20 protein-coding genes, 1 other RNA gene and 1 pseudogene are annotated in these 19,973 nt (G+C 48.0%); 14 read left to right on the top strand and 8 right to left on the bottom strand.

Annotated features, from left to right (window positions below):
* The 4 genes and pseudogenes from AB840_RS17135 to AB840_RS09805 all read left to right on the top strand — a co-directional run.
* Positions 1-206: pseudogene (locus AB840_RS17135) on the top strand (IS30 family transposase); the annotation flags it as partial.
* A 64-nt stretch (positions 207-270) separates the two neighbouring features.
* Entirely contained in the window at positions 271-1,569 is a 1,299-nt protein-coding gene (locus AB840_RS09810) for a TonB-dependent receptor domain-containing protein (RefSeq protein ID WP_053078159.1), read from the top strand.
* On the top strand, positions 1,557-1,844 hold the full coding sequence (locus AB840_RS17840) for a hypothetical protein (RefSeq protein WP_053078158.1): 288 nt from the start codon (positions 1,557-1,559) through the stop codon (positions 1,842-1,844). Before AB840_RS09810 ends, AB840_RS17840 begins: the two co-directional genes overlap by 13 nt.
* Before the next feature lie 38 nt (positions 1,845-1,882).
* Positions 1,883-2,914 (top strand): hypothetical protein, encoded by a 1,032-nt coding sequence (locus AB840_RS09805; protein WP_048514661.1) that lies wholly within the window; start codon positions 1,883-1,885, stop codon positions 2,912-2,914.
* Between the two features lie 635 nt (positions 2,915-3,549).
* On the opposite strand, the gene AB840_RS09800 is transcribed toward AB840_RS09805, so the two are convergent.
* The 8 genes from AB840_RS09800 to AB840_RS09775 all read right to left on the bottom strand — a co-directional run bounded on the left by AB840_RS09800 (position 3,550) and on the right by AB840_RS09775 (position 8,898).
* Complete coding sequence (locus tag AB840_RS09800; protein WP_048514660.1) at positions 3,550-4,161, bottom strand: DUF4125 family protein; 612 nt, start codon at positions 4,159-4,161, stop codon at positions 3,550-3,552.
* A gap of 12 nt (positions 4,162-4,173) precedes the next feature.
* Positions 4,174-5,961 (bottom strand): DUF4037 domain-containing protein, encoded by a 1,788-nt coding sequence (locus AB840_RS16485; RefSeq protein WP_078791775.1) that lies wholly within the window; start codon positions 5,959-5,961, stop codon positions 4,174-4,176.
* Between the two features lie 112 nt (positions 5,962-6,073).
* Positions 6,074-6,313, bottom strand: a complete 240-nt coding sequence (locus tag AB840_RS18090) for an aquaporin (protein ID WP_269079281.1) — start codon at positions 6,311-6,313, stop codon at positions 6,074-6,076.
* Positions 6,273-6,884: an MIP/aquaporin family protein gene (locus AB840_RS09790; RefSeq protein WP_268776081.1), complete on the bottom strand. Its 612-nt coding sequence runs from the start codon at positions 6,882-6,884 to the stop codon at positions 6,273-6,275. The genes AB840_RS18090 and AB840_RS09790 overlap by 41 nt, the downstream gene beginning before the upstream one ends.
* A 29-nt stretch (positions 6,885-6,913) precedes the next feature.
* A complete protein-coding gene (locus AB840_RS09785; RefSeq protein WP_048514659.1) occupies positions 6,914-7,405 on the bottom strand; it encodes a EutP/PduV family microcompartment system protein in 492 nt (163 codons plus the stop codon).
* A 40-nt stretch (positions 7,406-7,445) separates the two neighbouring features.
* Positions 7,446-7,838 carry a BMC domain-containing protein gene (locus AB840_RS09780; RefSeq protein WP_234984917.1) on the bottom strand — a complete coding sequence of 131 codons (393 nt, stop codon included), beginning with the start codon at positions 7,836-7,838 and terminating at the stop codon, positions 7,446-7,448.
* A gap of 391 nt (positions 7,839-8,229) precedes the next feature.
* Positions 8,230-8,580: a transfer-messenger RNA gene (gene ssrA / locus AB840_RS16120) on the bottom strand.
* Between the two features lie 138 nt (positions 8,581-8,718).
* Positions 8,719-8,898: a hypothetical protein gene (locus tag AB840_RS09775; protein ID WP_048514658.1), complete on the bottom strand. Its 180-nt coding sequence runs from the start codon at positions 8,896-8,898 to the stop codon at positions 8,719-8,721.
* 226 nt (positions 8,899-9,124) lie between these two features.
* Between AB840_RS09775 and AB840_RS09770 the strand changes: the two genes are divergently transcribed.
* The 10 genes from AB840_RS09770 (at position 9,125) to AB840_RS09725 (ending at position 19,853) form a co-directional block, all read left to right on the top strand.
* Positions 9,125-9,736, top strand: a complete 612-nt coding sequence (locus tag AB840_RS09770; RefSeq protein WP_048514657.1) for a hypothetical protein — start codon at positions 9,125-9,127, stop codon at positions 9,734-9,736.
* 18 nt (positions 9,737-9,754) lie between these two features.
* A complete protein-coding gene (locus AB840_RS09765; protein ID WP_072061817.1) occupies positions 9,755-10,516 on the top strand; it encodes a YdcF family protein in 762 nt (253 codons plus the stop codon).
* A gap of 169 nt (positions 10,517-10,685) precedes the next feature.
* Positions 10,686-11,714: a type I glyceraldehyde-3-phosphate dehydrogenase gene (gap, locus tag AB840_RS09760; RefSeq protein WP_048514655.1), complete on the top strand. Its 1,029-nt coding sequence runs from the start codon at positions 10,686-10,688 to the stop codon at positions 11,712-11,714.
* A gap of 153 nt (positions 11,715-11,867) precedes the next feature.
* Positions 11,868-13,400, top strand: a complete 1,533-nt coding sequence (gene gpmI, locus AB840_RS09755) for a 2,3-bisphosphoglycerate-independent phosphoglycerate mutase (RefSeq protein WP_048514654.1) — start codon at positions 11,868-11,870, stop codon at positions 13,398-13,400.
* Positions 13,401-13,632: 232 nt separating this feature from the next.
* The gene (gene gap / locus AB840_RS09750) at positions 13,633-14,646 is read left to right on the top strand and encodes a type I glyceraldehyde-3-phosphate dehydrogenase (RefSeq protein WP_048514653.1); all 1,014 of its coding nucleotides are present in this window, start codon (positions 13,633-13,635) and stop codon (positions 14,644-14,646) included.
* 48 nt (positions 14,647-14,694) lie between these two features.
* Positions 14,695-15,717, top strand: a complete 1,023-nt coding sequence (locus tag AB840_RS09745) for a sugar-binding transcriptional regulator (protein ID WP_048514652.1) — start codon at positions 14,695-14,697, stop codon at positions 15,715-15,717.
* Positions 15,718-15,734: 17 nt separating this feature from the next.
* Entirely contained in the window at positions 15,735-16,757 is a 1,023-nt protein-coding gene (locus AB840_RS09740) for a type I glyceraldehyde-3-phosphate dehydrogenase (RefSeq protein WP_048514651.1), read from the top strand.
* A gap of 113 nt (positions 16,758-16,870) precedes the next feature.
* Positions 16,871-18,052 carry a phosphoglycerate kinase gene (locus AB840_RS09735; RefSeq protein WP_048514650.1) on the top strand — a complete coding sequence of 394 codons (1,182 nt, stop codon included), beginning with the start codon at positions 16,871-16,873 and terminating at the stop codon, positions 18,050-18,052.
* Between the two features lie 29 nt (positions 18,053-18,081).
* A complete protein-coding gene (gene tpiA, locus AB840_RS09730) occupies positions 18,082-18,843 on the top strand; it encodes a triose-phosphate isomerase (protein WP_048514649.1) in 762 nt (253 codons plus the stop codon).
* A gap of 224 nt (positions 18,844-19,067) precedes the next feature.
* On the top strand, positions 19,068-19,853 hold the full coding sequence (locus AB840_RS09725) for a LytR/AlgR family response regulator transcription factor (protein WP_234984916.1): 786 nt from the start codon (positions 19,068-19,070) through the stop codon (positions 19,851-19,853).
* The last annotated feature ends 120 nt before the right edge of the window (positions 19,854-19,973 follow it).

Below are 19,973 nucleotides of genomic sequence, written 5' to 3'. Positions count from 1 at the left end.
ATAGCTCTTATGAGAGAGCTCAAAATGAGCGTCACAATCGCATTTTCAGAAAGTACGTACCTAAAGGAAAGTCTATCGAAAACTACTCTGCTGAGCAGATTCTCTGGTTTGCAGAGGATATGAATTCATTACCTAGAAAGTCCCTTGAGTATGATACGCCTGATGATTTATTTGAAGCTTATTTAGATACCGTCTATGCAGCTTAAATTATTTGGTTAAAGGTGTTCAATTTGAACTTGCAATTTTAGAAAATTTTTAAATCCACTCGATATGATTTACAGCTTCAAGAATATCGGCAAAGCGGAAATCACGGGATTTCAGGCTTCGATAGAACAGAAATTCGGCAGCCATTGGAAGGGGAAACTGGGCTATGCCTGGCTCCATGCCGTGAACAAAAGCGATCCCGACATGCCCCGTCAGTTCCTGGATAAGCCCCAGCACAAGGTCGATATCGGCATCTCCTATGACAATGTGAAAAGCGGCTGGAGCGGCTCGCTCTGGGGGGACTACTACATCAACATGCTCGACAGCAATTCTGTAGCCGGAAACGGGAATTATATGACTTCTTATAAAGATCCGAACGGAGACGTTACGGGAAACTCGGCGATCATTAAATACAACTTTGCTGAAGGAGGCAAGCAGACCTACCAAAAGAAGACCTTCGGCATCTGGAATGTTATCATCCAGAAGAAGCTGGACAAGGACTCTCTCGTCTATTTCGGCGTTGACAATATTTTCAATCACCATGACTACGAACGGGCCTTGCAGGAACGGGTCTACAAAATGGGTTTCAATATGAAGTTTGGCTACGATGGACATAAGAAGGATGAAGAGAAAAAGGCCGTTGTAACGAATGCCGTTGCAAGAGGGCAAGGAACGGGTGTGGCAGGGAAAGATAGGAACGCCGGTGTAGGCGGAACGGCAAGTGCGGCTGCAGAACAGAGCGTACAGCGCGAGGCCTTTATTACGGCGCCCTTTGCTGTGGACAAGAAGCCCGGCGTGGAGCTGATCGGCGACTATCAAGCCCGCTGGAACGTCCATGGCGGCAGCGACAAGCCGGAGGCTACGGTGACGGCGACGACGCATGTAGGCGATGCGGCGAAAAACATGCTCGATCAAAAGGAACATGGCTTTGAACAGCGTCTCCGTCTCGGCTTTGATGTCCGCATTGGCGACAATACGAATGTTACCGTCCTGGGCAGTGCATCTGGTATGAGCGGCGTCGATACAAAGCACGACGTCAGTGACGCCAAAGGCTTGAATCATCAGCGTCTGGAAAATATGGATGTGACCCAGCATGCTGATAAGTGGGACTTCTCTATCGGCCGTCTTACGGAAGCTATGGGTGTCACGGGCTATTGGTTTGGCAAGGATACGATGGCGGCCGCGCCGTGTGGACCAGCGGTAAGAATCAGATCCGCCTGGGCTACGGCGATTTCAGCTCCAGTACCGGCATCAATGATTCGGCCTATACCCCTGCGACACGGCAGACCTTTTATTGGGCGCCGACAGCAGAAGAGTTTATTGGGATTGATTATGATACGAAGGACCGGGAAATGGGAGAAGTGATTGTTCCGGGGGCTCCGGATGCGATCAGCTTCTTACAGCAGCTTAAAAAGGCAACCACTCCGGAAGAAAAGATGGCTATTATAAAACGAATGCATGATATAGCGGAACAGGCCTATAATGGAGCGGCTATTGAGGATGAATGGAGTGGTTCGTATAGTGTAATAGGGCCAACCTATCATATATTTATAGAGATCAAAAAACAGGAGAAACGAAAACAGGCATACTTTATGGTGGGCAGGCTTCAGATTATCTGCAAAATCCAGATTTTAAGGTAAATTATAATGATGGAATTTTGTTGGAAGGCCCATCTGACATGCAGAAATGGTATGCTGAACATGGCGATGCCATATGTACTTCGTATCAGCAAAAAGCGGAAGCACAAGCCGTGAAAAATGGTGGGACCTTTGTAGGATGGGATTTGAATACGGAAGGGTCATTAAAGGCAACAGTATATAATGCAATAATAGAAAGTGCATACGGGGAAAGTTCCATAGGGTATGATTATTCGGATTTACAGCATGCTAAATTGATCAATGGAGTACCCCAGGTTGCTAAGGCGTATTTTGATATTATTGCGAAAAATATACGAGTGACACAGAGACAGCAGAATGTGCTGCCCAGAGAAGAGTTAGGGAACGTGACCGGTCTTTGTGTGAAAGTGACGGGGATCGTTTTGCAAAAGGACACGATTCCCGCCATCGAACGGGCCGCCTACATCCAGGCGAAGCATTCCTTCTCGCCGGACTTCGGCGTCATGGCCTGGTACCTGCGCTCCACTGGCGACGACAATCACTCCTTTGCAGCGGCCCACGGCGATGTGAATGATATCGCTTCCTTTGATCAGTTGGCCAACGTCTTTGGCGTCGGTGCGAAGTGGAACGTCGGCGACAAGGCTACGGTCTCCCTAGATTATGGCCAGAACCGCACGGACTTTGGCCGTTATATGAATGGTCATACGATCTACGAAAATCATGAAGCGGGCAACTCCACCTTTGACTTCGGCGGCCGAGCCAGTGGCGGTACGCCCCACTTCTGGGTGGCCCGCGTCGACATCGGCAAGTCCGATACAGACAAACCCGGCAGCTGGAATGCCTTCGCCGACTACAAATACTTCCAGCACGGCTCCTTCTTCGGCGGCAACGGTACGGAAGGCGTCCCCGACCGCTATTTGGACGGCATCAAGAGCTTTACCGTCGGCGGCGGCTACGTCCCGGCCAAAGACATCCTCCTGGAAGCCTTTTATACCTTCGACGCTAAGGGCATCGGCAAGCGGGATACCCTCTACGGCAGTGAAAACTTCAGCCTGGGAGACTACACGAGGATCCAAGCCACCTTCCGATTCTAAGTACGGCAGCTTGCAGGCGTCAGGGCCGGACTCGATGAATCGATCCCTACGCGTTTTCACTAAATGGGATTTCCCAACGAATCGTCAAGGCCCCGGCAGTACGCGGCTGGATATCACGACAACCGCTCCGTGCTTATGAGGTCCTGCGGTCCCCGGCCCTTCGTAGGGGCGTCCATTCATGGCGCCCGCAAACAGGAACCGGTACAAAGCAGTCCGTATACATGGGTATTCCACATAGCCGGCCCAGGTTATCTGCTGATACCTGGCAACTTGCTGTTTATACGCAGCATGTCTGCCGTATCATATAGGCCCTGCGTTACATCCTTTCTGCAAGGGCCGCATCATGTACCGCCCTCCATGAACTAGACCAGGAATCTAATTCACGAGGAGCAGTATCAAGACGGTCTCTTTTTGCTGCCAGGGCTATTAGGTACAGACAATAAAAAAAACGAGACTGCAGTAAAAGGAAAATATTTTCCGTATTTACTGCAGTCTCGTCTTCTTATTTTTCATTGCTGCCAGCAGAGTTTCTCTTTTCGTATTATACGGTATTAGCCGCTATTTTCAAGCGGGCCAATAACCAGGCTGCTATGGTGAACGACGCTATCTGTCGCCTGTCTTGGAGTCAGATAGTTTTATAATTCGGCAATACCGTTCAATCCGTACAGCTTGGCCGTGTATTGAAGGATTTCTTCATTCAGGTTGCGTCCTTTGGCTTTCAGGGATTGCATGTGTGCCCACAGCGCGTTCAGGGTATCAATGGAGTAGGTCATGAGCTCGCCTTGCGTATAGGTTTCAAAGGCCGTATCTCCCTTGGCGGCCTGCGACTGCCGGATCGGCCGGCCGCTGCGGAGAATGTTGGGATACGCGCCGGCGGTGGCTTCAAGCCAGTGTCGCTGCTGACGGAGAATTTGGTATATCATTTGCCGTTTTTCCATGCTGATGGCGGGTAGTTCGTTTTTGATAGCGGCGTATTCGGCAGGGTGGGTGGTTTCCATCATATAGCCGTATTTGTCTGTCATGAGATTGTGCTGATGGATTTTTGCGTCATATACATCGCAATAGTAGCGGCAGAGTGTCGGCACATCCCATGCCATAAATTGGCTGGTGCGCATGATCAGAAAGGTCTTTTTGTCATCCTGGCAGAGCGCCCGGCCGGCCGTGTTGTGTACGGCTGTAAACATATCCCATTCCATGTGGATGAGTTTGGCAATCAGATCTTCTTTGCTGGTTGGCAAGTCTGTCATATTGAGGCCTCCTTAGAATTCTTGCATGATATGCAAAGAACGCAGCCGGTCATCTTTGATTTTTGCAACGATGCCGCTGCAGTAGGTGATGAGAAAATCATCAGGCCCGTCGGCGATACCTTGGAGACGCCATTCATTGCGTATGTCCGTGCAGATATCTTCGATAAGGGCTGTTTTTTCAGCCGTGTCCGGCGTGGTGCACAGACGGGTGATCTTGTCGTGCAGCGCAGAGAGCACCGGCAGGAACTGCAGGCCGTGGTGCGCCCATTTATAAAAGGGGGTGTATTTTTTATTAAGGATATACGCCATGGAAACGGCGGAATTGACAAATTCATAGAGTGCGCAGCCGGCGGCGACAACTTCATTCCGTTTTAGGCAGCGGGCGTAGTTATATTGGCCGCTTTGCGCCATGGAGGCGCCCCGGACGGCTATTTTTTTCAGGCGTACGTCTTCTGGATAATATTGCTGCAAGACATTACGAATAGCCGTAAACTGGCCCAATGGGTCGGTAAATACACTGCCGTTTACTGCTTTGGCCAGGTAGTACTCCGGTATGCTATTCCATTCGGCAATGGTTTGCGGCGCACGGGACAGACCGATAAATTGTCGGTAAAAATCAGAGATGCGCAGGACGCCGACACGGCCTTCGCCGCCGGGAACGAGCGTCCGCGTGCAGCCGCGGAAGGTTTTGGGAAGCGTATCATAGGCTTTTTGCAGGTCTTGTCCGAAGGCGGCATAATCATCGTTGGTCAGCCAAAGGCAAAATGAGGGACCCCAGTCATGATCACGGGAAATTTCATCGTCAAAGCCAAGACATTCAGAGCCGTCGCCGGCAAGCCCGACGGCAATACGGCCTTTAACGGCGGCGAATTGGCTGTCGATCATGGGCCGGCCTATTTCTTCATAGTATGCCCGGCATAGTTCCAGTCCGGCTCCCGCAGGTGCAGGGAGCGTGGGAGCTGCATCTGCGGGTACTGCCGGCTGGCCGGCATTCTGACGCATCTTTTTTTCGGCCGCCGCGGCGTTTTCACCGGCCTGTTTGTATTCCTCGTTTTCTCCGAACAGGTGGTAGGTGTGATCACGGGATGCGCAGAAACGCTGATAGGCCTGGTCATAGTGTCCGCGCTTCATATCTATGGTACCGCAGAGATTCAAGGCCGCCGCGTAATGGACGCCCTTTTCCGACAGAGCGTCGTATATGGACAAGGCCTTTTTCGCATCTGTGGCCGCCGCTTCTTCCTGACCCAGATGCCAGTATGCGGTGCCGCGGTTAATGAGGGAAACGGCGTGTTCTTCCATGTGGCCTGGAAGGATGCGAATAATCTGCAGGGCCTGCTCTGTATAATCCAATGCCTTTTGATAGTTCTTTTGGTCCAGATAGACCAGAGAAATGTTGTTCAGCAGGGCCGCATAATAATAGGTTCGCTTGCCGTTGAGGCGGGTGTATATATTGCCGGCTTCTTCGTACAACGTCAGCGCCTGGCTGTATTGCTTCATCAGACGCAGCGTACCGGCCAGGTTGATGCGGTTGGTAGCATAATCTACCGTGTCCTTGGTACCATAGCTGAGAATATCCCGGCCGGCTTCTTCAAAAGCCCGGGCCGATTCTTCGTAACGGCTGACGCCGCGGTAATACGTTCCCAGCTCGTTGAGGGCGGCTGTGAAAATTTGATCGTGACCGCCGCAGCAGATGCGATGCTCTTCCATGGTACGGCGGAGAAACGCCTCAATTTCTTTTGTTTTTCCGTCTGTGTACAGCGTGTCTAATGCGGCAAAAAAATCTGTCAGTGTGTGATGCATGGAAAGCCTCCTTATATATGGTGTGGTTGATTTAGTACAGAACCGGGTCTGCTTATGCAAAAGAGGCTGCGCTCATGCGATTTTCCGCATAAGAAACAGCCCCCGGAATGTTTTATTTTCCTGCAAAGGAGAATACTAATTGATACAGCAGAACGCCTAAAATGCCGCCTATAATCGGTCCTACCAGCGGAACAAGGGCATAGTCTCCCCAATGGGAGGATCCTTTTCCGGGAATCGGCATGATGGTATGCGCCAAACGGGGGCCCCAGTCACGGGCGGGGTTGATTTTGCCGCCGGATGCCAGCCAGATTTCATGTGCGGGGGCCCCAGTCACGGGCGGGGTTGATAGCATATCCGGTAAGACCGCCGAAGGATTGACCAATGCCGATGATGATGCCGAGAATATACAGGTTATTCATGCCGACAGCAAGGCCTGCGCCGGGAGCCGGATGAAGGCCCGCTGCGTTGGAGATTCCCATAATCGCAAATAATAATACAAAGGCACCGACAATTTCACTGAGCAGGTTCAGCGGAATATTGCGTACAGCCGGAGCGGTGCAGAATACGCCGAGCTTGGTTGCCTGATTTTCCGTAGCGGCAAACTGGTCATGGAACATGATAGATACCAGCGCACCGCCGCAGAAGCCGCCGGCCATTTGCGCAATGATGTACCCGGGGACCATTGCCCAGGGGAACAGGCCGCCGGCAGCCAAGCCGATTGTTACGGCCGGGTTGAAATGAGCGCCGGAATAGGCACCGAAGATATAGACCGGAATCATGACGGCAATACCCCAGGCGCAGGTGATCATGCAGAGGCCGCCGCCCTGGAAGTTGGATTTGTTCAGGCAAACGTTGGCGACAACGCCATTACCTAATAGCAAAAGTATAAAGGTACCTACAAATTCACATAAATAAGGAAACATAGTTACTCCTCCTCAGAAGAACTTCCTGCTTATGGCAGGGGATTAGTTTTTTCGACTTCTTGTGCATATTTTTCGTCCCACGGAAGCTGATCACCGTCTTCTTTTAAATATGCCAGCAATTCAGGAATGCCTTCCCCTGTTACGGAGTCTACATAAAAAACTTTTTTGCATCCTGTCAGTTCAAGCCATAAAGCCGCCTGGGGTAAATTTGCATAGGTATCGTGAATATGTGTAATGATTCCGATTACTTCACGGGTGCTGAGGGAAACGATATTCGGACTGTATAAGCTGTAGGCTTCTGCGGCATTGACGAGCAGACCTACGATGTCCGCTTCATGAGAATATACGATGAGGGCCCGCGCCAGCGCGGGATTTTCGCAATACTCGCCCGACGTATCAATGACGACGTCATAATAATTGACATATTGTGTTTTATGATATGTGATTTTTTCCCCTTTCAGAGCCTGTGTCAGCGTAGTCTTTCCGGCCCCTGTACGTCCTACAAGCATGATCTTTTTCACGGCATATAGATCCTCCTTTCTGTATTAGTTGAAGAATATATCAGGCTTTCGTAATGTTGCAGACGTCAAATCCAAGTACATTCACAGCATAATCCAGCGAGTGTTCCCAGGCGATGGTTACATCGGAAATACTGCCTGTCACGACCAGGGTACCGCTGAAGCGGTCGACAAATCCCAATTGGATACTGGCTGCCTTGAGTGCAATATCAGCAGTGATAATTGCTGTTTCATACGGCGTCTGGCATAAAATGCCGATGGCAGCGTTGTGATAGTCGATGTTGGGGTCCAGACCGAGCTTGCGGTATAAAATAGGATCAGGACTGGCAATGATATGAGCCAGTGTGATTTGTTTGCCGGGGACACTTTCCATAATGATGCGGGACATAGCATCATCGTTTGTTTTGATCGTATTATTGGTATTATGGATATTCAATGCGAATCTCCCTTTCTGTTTTTTGAGTTTATGTATAATTGTCAGTCATAATTCATATGTAATTATTGTAACGATTCAAGACAAAATCAACAAGGACGTATGTTATTTTCTTTACAAGGTTATGACATTAATTTTTTATCATTTTTCTATTATTTTATCCAAGGCCGGAATAATAACAAAAAATTGTCTTATTCACATTTCTTGTATGTAAAAAAGTAACGTTTTTTCTATCAAAAACCGTCATGGAAAGCGATGAATATGCATTCCATGACGGTCTATTCGTATAGAGAATATATAACTATTTTACATAGAAAAAAGCCGGAAATATAGAATAGGCACATGTTTGACCTGTCATATATTTCCGGCTGAGGACGTTTCAGCAACGTCAGCTTGGTGGAGATGAGGAGAGTCGAACTCCTGTCCGTAAATGCCGCCCCATGAATTTCTCCGAGCGCAGACCTTGTTATTTATCTCAAACAGCGTTCGTACAAGGACAAACCAGACTGTTCCAGCCTGTAAGTTTCCCGGTCCGGCGTTCAGGCATCGCCAGATGGTATCCCGCTAAGTGGCGTCTACAATCTGCTCGCAGGATTAGCAGAAAGAGACGTTAGCTGCGATTAGGCAGCTAAAGCAAAATTTTCTTCTTTTGCGTTTAATTTAACGTTTCACCGTATTGCGGGCAGATGAAACCCCGGCTCGCTGTTCATGATACAACCATCCACGTCGAGACCTTTACATCCCCATATATATAGTACGTAGTACAGCATACAAAGTATATACTGTGTTACTTACTATACCATAAAAAAAAGAGAATGCCAATGCCCCGTATCGGAAAAACATATATGGTGCTGTGTTTTCACGGTAGGCATTGGCCTATCTGTTATGGGGCGTCTGTTTTTGTCCCGCCGTTCTTTTGGTGCCGTTGTTTCAGCTTTTTTAATGCATCCTGATCTGCTTTGGGGAGTGAAACACCACAGCAGCCTCCAGTCGTACATCCTGTAAAGCCACTGAATACCTGCGCTATTGTGTGTGTTGTCTTTTTCAGTTTTTCCAATACCATGGGGATGCCTCCTTTATATATATTGAAAATATCAGAAACATGTTTATTATATATATCTATAATTATTATATCGCATTTTTTTGAAATAGAAAATAGGTCTTAGCGGAAATTAATTATTAAATTAAATAGTAAATGTATTACGATACATATAGAGCAAAAGTGCACAAATATGGTATAATAAGCTCGTGTTATAGTAATAAATTCAGCATGGAGGAGATCATGGGGGATGAAAGAATTACCTGTATTTAAAATCGGAAATTATTATGGATATGATCAAAAGGCATTATCGGCCGATCATTGGATGAATGTCGGCGGCTGCGGCGCTATTACAGCGTGTGACGTCAGCATCTATCTGGCGCTGCATTGCGGCAGAACCGATTTATATCCGTATGACCTGCAGCATTTGAATGCAGTCGATTATATTCGTTTTACGCAGACAATGAAACCTTTTCTGCGTCCCCGTCCCAGCGGTATCGATACGCTGGATTTATGGATAGACGGCTATTCGGAATATTTGGACAGTGTCGGAGAACACGATGTGTATATGCAGGGGCTGAGCGGTGCATGCTCACTGGCGGAAATGGAACGAATCGTAAAAAAAGAAATTGATAGCAATATGCCGGTGCCGTATCTGAATTTACGGCATCATAATCCTGCGTTGAATGATTACGTGTGGCATTGGTTTTGGCTGGCTGGATACGATGATTCACAGGATGAGTTTATGGTCAAATTGATTACGTACGGGACGTATCGCTGGCTTTCTTTAAAAGAATTATGGGATACGGGATATGAACGAAAGGGCGGTATTATTTTGCTGCATCTGCCTTGGGATCGGTGATAAGGAGCGCATATCATTATGTTGTATGTGATTAAATGGGTATATATGTGGATCTTGCCGCTGGGGGGCATTATTGCGGCGCTTTTAGCGGTGAATGTATATGTATTTCGACGCCGGGGACGGGGGCGCTTTGCCCTGCTGATTGTGACCGCGGTCTTGTATTTGCTGGCGGTGCAGCCCGTATCTGATCTGATTCTTCGCCCTTTGGAAACAAGGTATGATCAGGTACCTCTTTCACAGTTGCAGGGAGATGTTCTTATTTTGCTGGGCGGTGGTGCCCGCGCCGGTGTGCCGGATGTGGATGGCACCGGCCAGGTGGGAGAGGCTGCGGCCAACCGTTTTTTGACAGCATTGCGCCTTCAAAAGGCAAAACAAATACCGATTATATTGTCTGGCGGCGCTGTTTTTTCCGGTGACGCAAATGAGGCAGCTATTGAAAAGCGGATGCTGTTGTCTCTGGGAGTGGCGGAAGCGGATATTTTTACTGATGAAAAAAGCCGCAATACAGCTGAGAACGCTGCTTTCAGCAATCTGTTGTGCCGGCAAAATCATTGGCGCCATCCGATCGTAGTGACCAGCGCGTTTCATATGCCCCGGGCAGGGTACTTTTTTACCCGGGAAGGAGTCAGTTTTACGCCGTATCCCTGCGATTACAGAACCAGTGCGGAGTACCGTTGGTCGCCGTATTCATTTATTCCCCAGGCGTATATTCTGTTCAACTCTTGTTTGGCTGTCAAGGAATATGTGGGATTGGCGGCAGCGAGGCTGAATTTGCAATGAAAAAAATAAGAGGGAAATATTTTAGTTGTAAATGTTTTTGAAAGTGGGACATAAAACGACCGCACTATTGCAAAAACGTACCCAATATGGCATACTAATATTGTAAAAGGCAGATTGAGACAGCTGGATGTATTGATTTTCGTGTATACAAAAAAGGAGTGCATCGATAATGATTAAAGTGGGTATTAATGGTTTTGGCCGTATCGGCCGATTTGTTTTCCGTGCAGCACAGACCCGTGATGATATTGAAATCGTAGGCATCAATGATTTACTGCCTGTAGATTATATGGCGTATATGCTCAAGTATGATACAATGCATGGTCAGTTTGACGGTACTGTCGAAGCGGATGTGGAACATAATCGTCTTATTGTCAATGGGAAGGCTGTCCGTATTACAGCGGAAAAAGATCCGGCAGATCTCAAATGGGATGCAGTAGGCGCTGAATATGTGGTGGAATCCACGGGCCGCTTCCTTACGATGGATCTTGCTGAAAAGCACTTGCAGGCAGGTGCTAAATATGTAGTTTTATCTGCTCCGTCCAAACAGGGGGCGGATGGCCGTCAGGCTGATATGTTTGTCTGCGGTGTCAACACCGCTGCTTATAAGGGGCAGACGATCGTTTCCAATGCCTCCTGCACGACGAACTGCCTGGCACCGATTGCCAAAGTACTGAACGACGCATTTGGCATTCAGGATGGTTTAATGACGACGGTGCATTCCACGACGGCTACACAGAAAACGGTGGATGGCCCATCCATGAAAGATTGGCGCGGCGGCCGTGCGGCATCCGGCAATATTATTCCTTCTTCTACTGGTGCAGCTAAGGCTGTCGGCAAGGTTATTCCGGAATTGAACGGCAAATTGACAGGCATGTCCATGCGCGTACCGACATTAGATGTTTCTGTTGTCGATCTTACGGTCAATCTTGCAAACCCGGCTACGTATGATGAAATCTGCGATGCGATGAAAAAAGCTTCTGAAGGCGAATTAAAGGGAATTCTTGGATATACGGATGAAGCTGTCGTGTCTTCTGATTTTCTTGGCTGCCCGCTTACGTCTATTTTTGACGCGAAAGCTGGTATTGCTTTGACCGATACGTTTGTAAAGGTTGTTTCATGGTATGATAATGAAATCGGCTATTCCAATAAGGTTTGCGATTTGATTGCCAGGATGAATGCCTACAACAACAAACACTAAATTGTAAGAGCCGCATCTCTGTGCGGGACACGGCCTCCCGTTACTCCTCAAAACGAGTGAATAGCAACACATTGATTAAGGCAGGGATTGCGAACGTCCCTGCCTTTTCTGTTCTTCACAAAATCTGTGGAGAAGAGGAAGGAGGAATTTATAATGAATAAAAAAAGTACGGTTATGTTGGTGATTATGGATGGACTTGGCTGCCGTCAGGATTCAATGGATAATGCCGTGGCGGAAGCGGATCTTAAAGTGCTGCCAAGGCTGTGGCAGGAATATCCTCATTCACATTTGCAGGCATCCGGCGAAGCAGTCGGGCTGCCAGCAGGCCAGATTGGTAATTCCGAGGTAGGGCATCTGAATATCGGGGCGGGACGTATTGTATACCAGTCATTGACTAAAATTACAAAAGATATCGCAACAGGAGAGTTTTTAAAAAAGCCGGCGCTTGTCGGGGCAATGGAAAATGCGCTGAAACATGATTCGGCACTTCACTTGTTGGGGTTAGTGTCTCCCGGTGGTGTTCACAGCAGTGAACAGCATCTCTTTGGATTATTGAAAATGGCTAAACAGTATGGCTTGAAAAAAGTATATGTCCATGCTTTTCTTGATGGTCGTGACGTGCTGCCTCGCAGTGCCGGGGCATATCTGCAGGAACTGGAGAATGAGTGTGCCGCAATCGGTGTTGGTGAAATTTCCACTATCAGCGGCCGGTATTATGCCATGGATCGGGATAAACGCTGGGATCGCGTGGAAAAGGCATATGACGCTGTGGCATTGGGAAAGGGCAAGGAGGAACTCAATGCGGCGGACTGCCTGGCACATTCTTATGCGGCAGATATTTCTGACGAATTTGTTATTCCGACGGTCATTCATAAGCATCCCGTTCAGGACGGAGACAGCGTTGTGTTTTTTAATTTTCGCCCGGACCGGGCACGTCAGCTGACGGAGGCTTTTGTCAGTGATTCGTTTCCCTATTTTGACCGGCCCCCAAAATTGGATGTATATTTTACGACGATGACGCGGTATGAAGACGATCTGCCTGCCCATATCGTGTATGATAAGGAACGGATTCCCAATACACTGGGAGAAGTGCTGTCCAAGGCAGGGAAGAAACAGCTGCGTATCGCTGAAACGGAAAAATATGCTCACGTGACATATTTTTTCAATGGTGGAGAAGAAACACCGAATGAGGGAGAAGATCGTATTCTTGTCCCGTCTCCTAAGGTTGCAACGTATGATTTACAGCCTGAAATGAATGCGGCTATAGTGACTGATAAGGTTGTCGCAAAGATCAAGGAAAATGTGTATGACATGATTATCCTTAATTTTGCCAATGCCGATATGGTAGGCCATACGGGTGTAATCGCAGCGGCCATCACTGCAGTTGAAACTGTGGATGCCTGCATCGGCCGGATTTTGGATGCGCTTCTTCCTCAGAATGGGCAGCTTTTAATTATTGCCGATCACGGTAATGCCGAACAGATGACTGACCCGGCAACGGGCTCTCCGTATACTGCGCATACGACCAATCCGGTGCCATGCATTCTGGTCAGTGAACAACACAAACAGGATTCTTTGCAGGATGGCGTTTTAGCAGATGTGGCACCGACAATGCTGGGCTTAGCCGGGATGATGGTGCCACCAGAAATGACAGGGAAAAATCTTCTTGTTAGCCAAGGCAAATAGTATACACTACTTACCTTGGAAAAATGATGATGATACACGCTAACAAATAATATACACTTAAAATAAAAATAACAAAGCATGAATCCTCTGAAACAGGCGATTTCAATTCAATAGTTTACAAGAAATGAGAGAAAGCATATACTATATGTGTGAATAAAAAGCACATATAGCGGCGGCTTTCTGGATGAGTTTCGCTGCCGCTGCGGTGTGCCTGACATGAGGAGGAAATGCAATGACAGTAAAAGTAGGCATCAGTGGCTTTGGACGGATTGGCAGATGTACCTTTCGTACGTCTCTTATTCATCCGGAAGTTGAAATCGCGGCGATCAATAATCGCTCTGTCGGACCAGTTATGGCAGATTTACTCAAGTTTGACACGGTTCATGGCGTGTGGGATCATGAGGTTTCCTGGGATTCTGAGAAACAGGCACTTCTTGTTGACGGGCGTGCCATCCCCGTTACCAATGAAACGGATCCTGCCAATATTCCCTGGAATACAATGGGTGTTGATATTGTTGTTGAATCGACAGGTAAATTTAAAGATCGTGATTCGGCGTCCAAACATTTGGCGGATGGTGCGAAGAAAGTCATCATTACTGCGCCGGGGAAAAAACCGGATGCTACTATTGTCATGGGAGTCAATGAAGAAACATACGACCCAGCGACACAGCATATTATTTCCAATGGGTCCTGCACAACAAATTGTCTGGCACCCGTTGCAAAGGTATTGTCGCGGGAGTTTGGCATTGTCCGGGGCATGATGACTACGGTTCATTCGTATACAAATGATCAGCAATTGGTAGACGGGGTTCATAAAGATCTTCGTCGGGCCCGCTGTGCGACACAGTCTATTATCCCTACGTCGACTGGAGCTGCCAGAGCGGTTGCGCTGGTACTTCCCGAATTGCAGGGGAAGTTTTCAGGAATGGCACTGCGCGTGCCGACACCGAACGTATCTATGACGGATTTAGTTGCTGTTCTCAAAAAAAAGGTTACAGTAGAAGAAGTAAACTGTGCTATGAAAAAATGGGCTGATGGGCCGATGAAAGGGATTTTGGCATATTCGACGGCACCTACCGTTTCTTCGGATTATATCAGTAATCCGCATAGTTCGATTGTTGATTCGTTAGATACGCAGGTGGTAGAAGGCGACATGGTAAAAATTGTTGCCTGGTATGACAATGAATGGGGGTATTCGCTCCGGGTCAATGACCTGGCATCGTATATCGCTTCCCAAGGGTATTGATGCTATCCAATTCAGAAATCATGACAGGCAGCAAAGGTGGAGGTACATATGGAACAAGATACACTGGGTATCTTTCAAAAAATCGCTCCCGATGTGATGGGAACGATCAAAGAACGGTATTTGCTGCTGCGTCATATTTCTGATGCGGAACCGGTAGGGCGGCGCACGCTGGCCGGCTTGTCGGGACTATCTGAACGAGTGGTGCGATCTCATGTGGATGTGCTCAGACGCAGTGGTATTGTACGGTTTACGACGATGGGGATTGCCATGGAGCCAGAGGGTAAGAAGATGATGCCTTCTTTGCTGGAGTGTTTTCTGCGCCTTAACAATCTGGACGATATGCAGCGGCGTATTCGTCAGGCGTTAGGACTGAAAAATGTGTATATTGTTCCTGGAGACAGCGACAATGATAAGACGGCCAAAGAAGAATTGGGGCGCCGTGGTGCTTTGTTGCTCAACGATTTGCTGGGGAGTGTGGAGACGGTGGCTATCAGCGGCGGTTCGACGATGGCGGAGATTGCGCGCATGCTTCCGGAAAGCATGGCGGAGGCGACCATTCTTCCTGCCAGAGGCAGTATGGGTAATCACGTGGAATTTCAGGCAAATTATATTGCCGCTAATATTGCGGCCAAAACCCACAGTTCGTATCGCATGATCCATTTGCCCGAGGGATTAAGCGCGTCAGCGCTGCATATTATGTTTGAATCGGATCGGCAGGCGAAAGAAAATGCTGCTATGACTGCCCGTGCTCAAGTCGTGCTTTTTGGTATCGGCAGGGCAGATCGGATGGCAAAGAAACGAGGCATGACTGGTCTGCAGCGTGAGGCATTGGAAAATCTGGGCGCACGCGGGGAATCTCTGGGCTGCTACTGCAGTTTGGAGGGAAAAATTCTCTATGGAACAAACAATATTGGAATTTCCCTGCGGGATATTAAACATCATCCGCATGTTATTGCTGTGGCCGGCGGTACCGGCAAGGCAGAAGCGATTCTTTCTGTCATGCGGACCTGCCGCACAGGCACCCTTGTTACAGATGAAGGAGCAGCTGAGAAAATCATGAAGTTGATCTGACAGAAAGGGTGTATAGAATGGTAAAGATTGGTATTGATGGCTTTGGACGAATTGGCAGAAGTGTGTTTAAAATTGCCCGGCGGTATCCGGAGGAGATAGAGATAGCGGCGATCAACGATATTGGTACGCCGAAGCAGATGGCTCATTTGCTGAAATATGATAGCATTTACGGGATTATGCAGAATGAGATTTCGTATGACGACCGGTATCTCCGGGTAGACGGAAGAGCATATCCTTTGTTTCAGGAACGGAATGTAAAAAACGTGGATTGGGATGGACTGGGAGTGGATATTCTTGTTGAAGCGTCAGGCATATATTCGGGACGAATCAATACATCGTCTCAGAAGCGGCTGCCTTTGGGGGGACATGTAAAAAAAGTGCTGATTACGTCCCCGTCTACCATTGATGATATTACTGTGGTGCTGGGAGTGAATGAAGATGCCTATGATCCGCAGAAGCATCACGTTATTTCCGGTGCATCCTGCACGACTTGCGGTTTGGCGGCTGTTTTGCAGGTGATGAATGAAACTTATGGCGTCAACCGCGGCATGACAACGTCGATCCATTCGTATACGACAGATCAAAAGATACTGGATGTATCACATAGGGACTTGCGGCGCGCCCGGGCAGCGGGCATGTCTATTATTCCGACGACGACCGGTGCGGCGGAAGCGATCACTAAGGTGCTGCCCGAATTTGAAGGTAGGCTCAGCTGCCGTGCCGTACGCGTGCCGACACCGGATGTATCTGTTATCGACATGGTGCTGGAATTAGATAAAAAGGATATTACTCTCGATGAATTGAACGGTACATTCCGCGCTGCGGCAGCCGGCAAATACAGAGGGATTATTGATACAAACGAGGATGAGCTGGTATCGGTGGATTACCGGGGAAATGAACATACGACGACGATTGATATACCGCTGAATATGGTAATGAAAGGCGGCTTGGTCAAAATTATTGCCTGGTATGATAATGAATGGGGCTATGCCCGCCGGATTGTTGATCTTGTACGGTTTCTTGCCGGCAAGGGCATGTAAGACTGTGACAGAGCAAGGCCGCCGTCCGGAGTAAGCCGTTACCGTTTTATCATATAGTTATAGAATTTATGCATTACGGCAGCGCAGGTTCCGGATGCAGAGGAGGACTTTTTATGAAAAAAACGATTACAGATGTAGCAGTAGATAATAAGCGCGTATTTGTACGGGCGGATTTCAATGTACCGCTTGATTCGGATTGCCGGATTACAGATGATACGCGTATCCGCAAGACCTTGCCGACGATACAGTATTTGCTGGATCATCATGCAGCCGTTATTCTAGCCAGCCATTTAGGCCGTCCCAAGGGAAAATCCGTCCCTGAATTTTCGTTAAAGCCGGTTTCAGAACGGTTGTCTAAGCTGTTGGGTATTCCGGTGAAAATGGCACCGGACTGCATTGGGGCAGAAACCAAGGCTATGGCAGATGCGTTGAAGCCGGGAGAGATTCTCTTGCTGGAAAATCTCCGTTATCATAAAGAAGAAGAAAAAAATGATTCTGAATTTTCACGTCAGCTTGCAGACTTGGCTGAAATCGGTATCAACGATGCATTTGGCTGCTGCCATCGGGCGCATGCGTCGGTAGCTGGCATTACAACCTATTTGCCTATGGCAGCGGGTTTTCTTCTGGAAAAGGAAATCCGGTTTATCGGTGGGGCCGTGGATAATCCGGCACATCCCTTTGCGGCGATTATTGGCGGTGCTAAGGTATCTGATAAAATCGAAGTTATTTCCAATCTGCTGCCTAAGGTCGATGTCATGATTATCGGCGGCGGTATGGCTAATACGTTTCTGGCAGCGCAGGGTTACGGTATTGGAAAATCACTTGTGGAAACGGATAAAATCGATCTGGCCGGGCACCTTATTGAACAAGCTGTACAGCAGCATACGAAGCTGCTGCTGCCTGTTGATGTTGTTGCTGCCGCAGCCTTTGCCAATGATGCGGAATATCGGGAAGTGGCAGTGGATGCTGTTCCGGCAGATTGGATGATTCTCGATATTGGAACCAAGAGCCGCGCGCTTTTTTCCAAAGAACTGGCGGCCATGAAGCTTATCGTTTGGAATGGTCCGATGGGCGTGTTTGAAATGGAAAATTATGCGCAAGGGACGGAGGCTGTTGCGAAAGCTGTTGCTGATTCAAAGGCGGTATCTATTGTAGGCGGGGGTGATTCTGTGTCTGCTGTCAATAAAACGGGACTGGCCGATAAGATCAGCCATATTTCCACTGGCGGCGGCGCGTCTTTGGAATATTTAGAAGGAAAGCAGCTTCCCGGAGTGGTTGCGTTGAGTGATAAATAATTTATATACATGTTCAGGAGGTATTTTTCATGAGGAAAACAATTATTGCCGGTAACTGGAAAATGAATCATCTTGGCAGTGATGCGAAGGCAACCATAACGGGTCTTGTCAGCCGCATACCGCAGAATGTCAAATCAGAAGTCGTTATTGCGCCCGTATTTCCGTATTTGCCCATGGCTGTTGAATTTACAAAGGGTACTCCGGTTCATGTGGCGGCACAGAATATGCATTGGGAAGAAAGCGGTGCGTATACAGGAGAAGTTTCACCGGCTATGCTTGTTGATATTGGTGTAACACATGTTATTATCGGCCATTCCGAACGGCGGACATATTTCAATGAAACGGATGAAACGGTCAATAAAAAGGCGGACGCGGCATTGAAGCATGGTCTGATACCGATCATTTGCTGCGGCGAAACATTGGAACAGCGTGAACGGGGAATTATGCAGTCTTGGATTGAAGGCCAGATTGAAAAGGCACTGAAGGGATTAACTGCTGCTGCAATGACAAAAGTTGTCATTGCCTATGAACCGATTTGGGCTATTGGCACGGGTAAGACGGCTACGTCTGCTCAGGCACAGGAGGTCTGCGCGATTATTCGTAAGAAGATTTTGGCATTATATGGCAGTGTGGCTGCGGATTCTGTTTCTGTATTGTACGGCGGCAGTGTCAAGGGGAAAAATGTTGCTGAGCTTACGGGTTCACCGGATATTGATGGCGGCCTCGTCGGCGGTGCCAGCTTGAAGGTAGACGATTTTATGGCGATTATTGAGAACGCAGTCATAAAATAAGGTGTATCCTTATAAGGAATCATAGATCGAAACGGCCTATACCAGGTACTGCATCTGGTATAGGCCGTTTTTTATCAATATTTCAGTTACAAAATGTGTATTCGTCATGATTCATATGCTATAATATAAAAAGAATGATCGAATTGGAGTAATAGTGGAGTAATAGTATTGTATTATACGTAATTTTAGTATCGACGTGTATCAAGGAGCTGACGGAGATGCCTATGAAAGCTTTTATAATTGACCATGAGCCACTGATGGCGGCACAATTGAAAAAAATCCTTTTGCGCATTTCTTCGTCTGTTTCGGAGATTTCTATTTGTTATGAAGGAGAGCAGGCTCTTACGCAAGTCATGCAGTTCAAGCCTGATATTATTTTTTTGACAATAGAAATGCCCCGGTTTGACGGTATTTCTATTGCCCGGCGTTTGTATGCGGATATGGAGAAATTGCCGGTGATCGTTCTGGTCACGGGTTCGCGGGAATTGGTAATTCAGGCTGTGCAGCTCAATGCGCTTGATTATCTGGTTAAGCCCATACAGGAGCAGGACGTGAGGCGTGTTTGGGATAAGTTCCTGAAGCTTCATCCCCAGCCTGTTGCTGCGTCTGGGGGGGAACCGACGGAGTCATCGGTGAAAAATGGTGCGAAGGGAATAGCGCGGGATAAGCCGTACTCCAAAAAGTTTTCCGTCAATGAGGGAGATAAAATAAAAATTATTGACAGCGCCAAGATACGGCTGGTTTATGCGGAGAAACGCAAGGTTTTTGTCGTGACTACAGATGGCGGCATACATCAGTCGCGGCTGAATCTGGTTCATTTTGAGCAGCGTCTGCCGGAGATTAAATTCTTTCGCTGTCATCGCAATTATATTGTGAATATAGATGAGGTACAGGAAATCGAACCATGGTTTAATCATCAGTACCTTCTTATATTGAAAGGTAATCCACCGCAGCAGGTCCCAATCGGCAGATCGTACGTCAGTAAAATTCGTGATTATATTGAACTGTAATTGAAGACGTGCTGGCCGTGGGAGGGCCGGACGCTCTGCGTGCAGAACGTCTGGCTTTTTTGACAATCAGATCACAGCATTGAAATAGAAGAATGGTATCCGTTCAATGTCCGAGAGCCG

The organism is Megasphaera cerevisiae DSM 20462 (genome assembly GCF_001045675.1).
Lineage (GTDB): Bacteria > Bacillota > Negativicutes > Veillonellales > Megasphaeraceae > Megasphaera > Megasphaera cerevisiae.
Note: the sequence above shows the minus strand (reverse complement) of the source record. Positions and strands in the feature narration are given on the sequence as shown.

Coding starts and splice junctions, on each gene's coding strand:
- AB840_RS09810 (WP_053078159.1), top strand. CDS start 271: ATGATTTACAGCTTCAAGAATATCGGCAAAGCGGAAATCACGGGATTT.
- AB840_RS17840 (WP_053078158.1), top strand. CDS start 1,557: ATGGGAGAAGTGATTGTTCCGGGGGCTCCGGATGCGATCAGCTTCTTA.
- AB840_RS09805 (WP_048514661.1), top strand. CDS start 1,883: ATGCAGAAATGGTATGCTGAACATGGCGATGCCATATGTACTTCGTAT.
- AB840_RS09800 (WP_048514660.1), bottom strand. CDS start 4,161: ATGACAGACTTGCCAACCAGCAAAGAAGATCTGATTGCCAAACTCATC.
- AB840_RS16485 (WP_078791775.1), bottom strand. CDS start 5,961: ATGCATCACACACTGACAGATTTTTTTGCCGCATTAGACACGCTGTAC.
- AB840_RS18090 (WP_269079281.1), bottom strand. CDS start 6,313: ATGCTATCAACCCCGCCCGTGACTGGGGCCCCCGCACATGAAATCTGG.
- AB840_RS09790 (WP_268776081.1), bottom strand. CDS start 6,884: ATGTTTCCTTATTTATGTGAATTTGTAGGTACCTTTATACTTTTGCTA.
- AB840_RS09775 (WP_048514658.1), bottom strand. CDS start 8,898: ATGGTATTGGAAAAACTGAAAAAGACAACACACACAATAGCGCAGGTA.
- AB840_RS09770 (WP_048514657.1), top strand. CDS start 9,125: ATGAAAGAATTACCTGTATTTAAAATCGGAAATTATTATGGATATGAT.
- AB840_RS09765 (WP_072061817.1), top strand. CDS start 9,755: ATGTTGTATGTGATTAAATGGGTATATATGTGGATCTTGCCGCTGGGG.
- gap (WP_048514655.1), top strand. CDS start 10,686: ATGATTAAAGTGGGTATTAATGGTTTTGGCCGTATCGGCCGATTTGTT.
- gpmI (WP_048514654.1), top strand. CDS start 11,868: ATGAATAAAAAAAGTACGGTTATGTTGGTGATTATGGATGGACTTGGC.
- gap (WP_048514653.1), top strand. CDS start 13,633: ATGACAGTAAAAGTAGGCATCAGTGGCTTTGGACGGATTGGCAGATGT.
- AB840_RS09745 (WP_048514652.1), top strand. CDS start 14,695: ATGGAACAAGATACACTGGGTATCTTTCAAAAAATCGCTCCCGATGTG.
- AB840_RS09740 (WP_048514651.1), top strand. CDS start 15,735: ATGGTAAAGATTGGTATTGATGGCTTTGGACGAATTGGCAGAAGTGTG.
- AB840_RS09735 (WP_048514650.1), top strand. CDS start 16,871: ATGAAAAAAACGATTACAGATGTAGCAGTAGATAATAAGCGCGTATTT.
- tpiA (WP_048514649.1), top strand. CDS start 18,082: ATGAGGAAAACAATTATTGCCGGTAACTGGAAAATGAATCATCTTGGC.
- AB840_RS09725 (WP_234984916.1), top strand. CDS start 19,068: ATGAAAGCTTTTATAATTGACCATGAGCCACTGATGGCGGCACAATTG.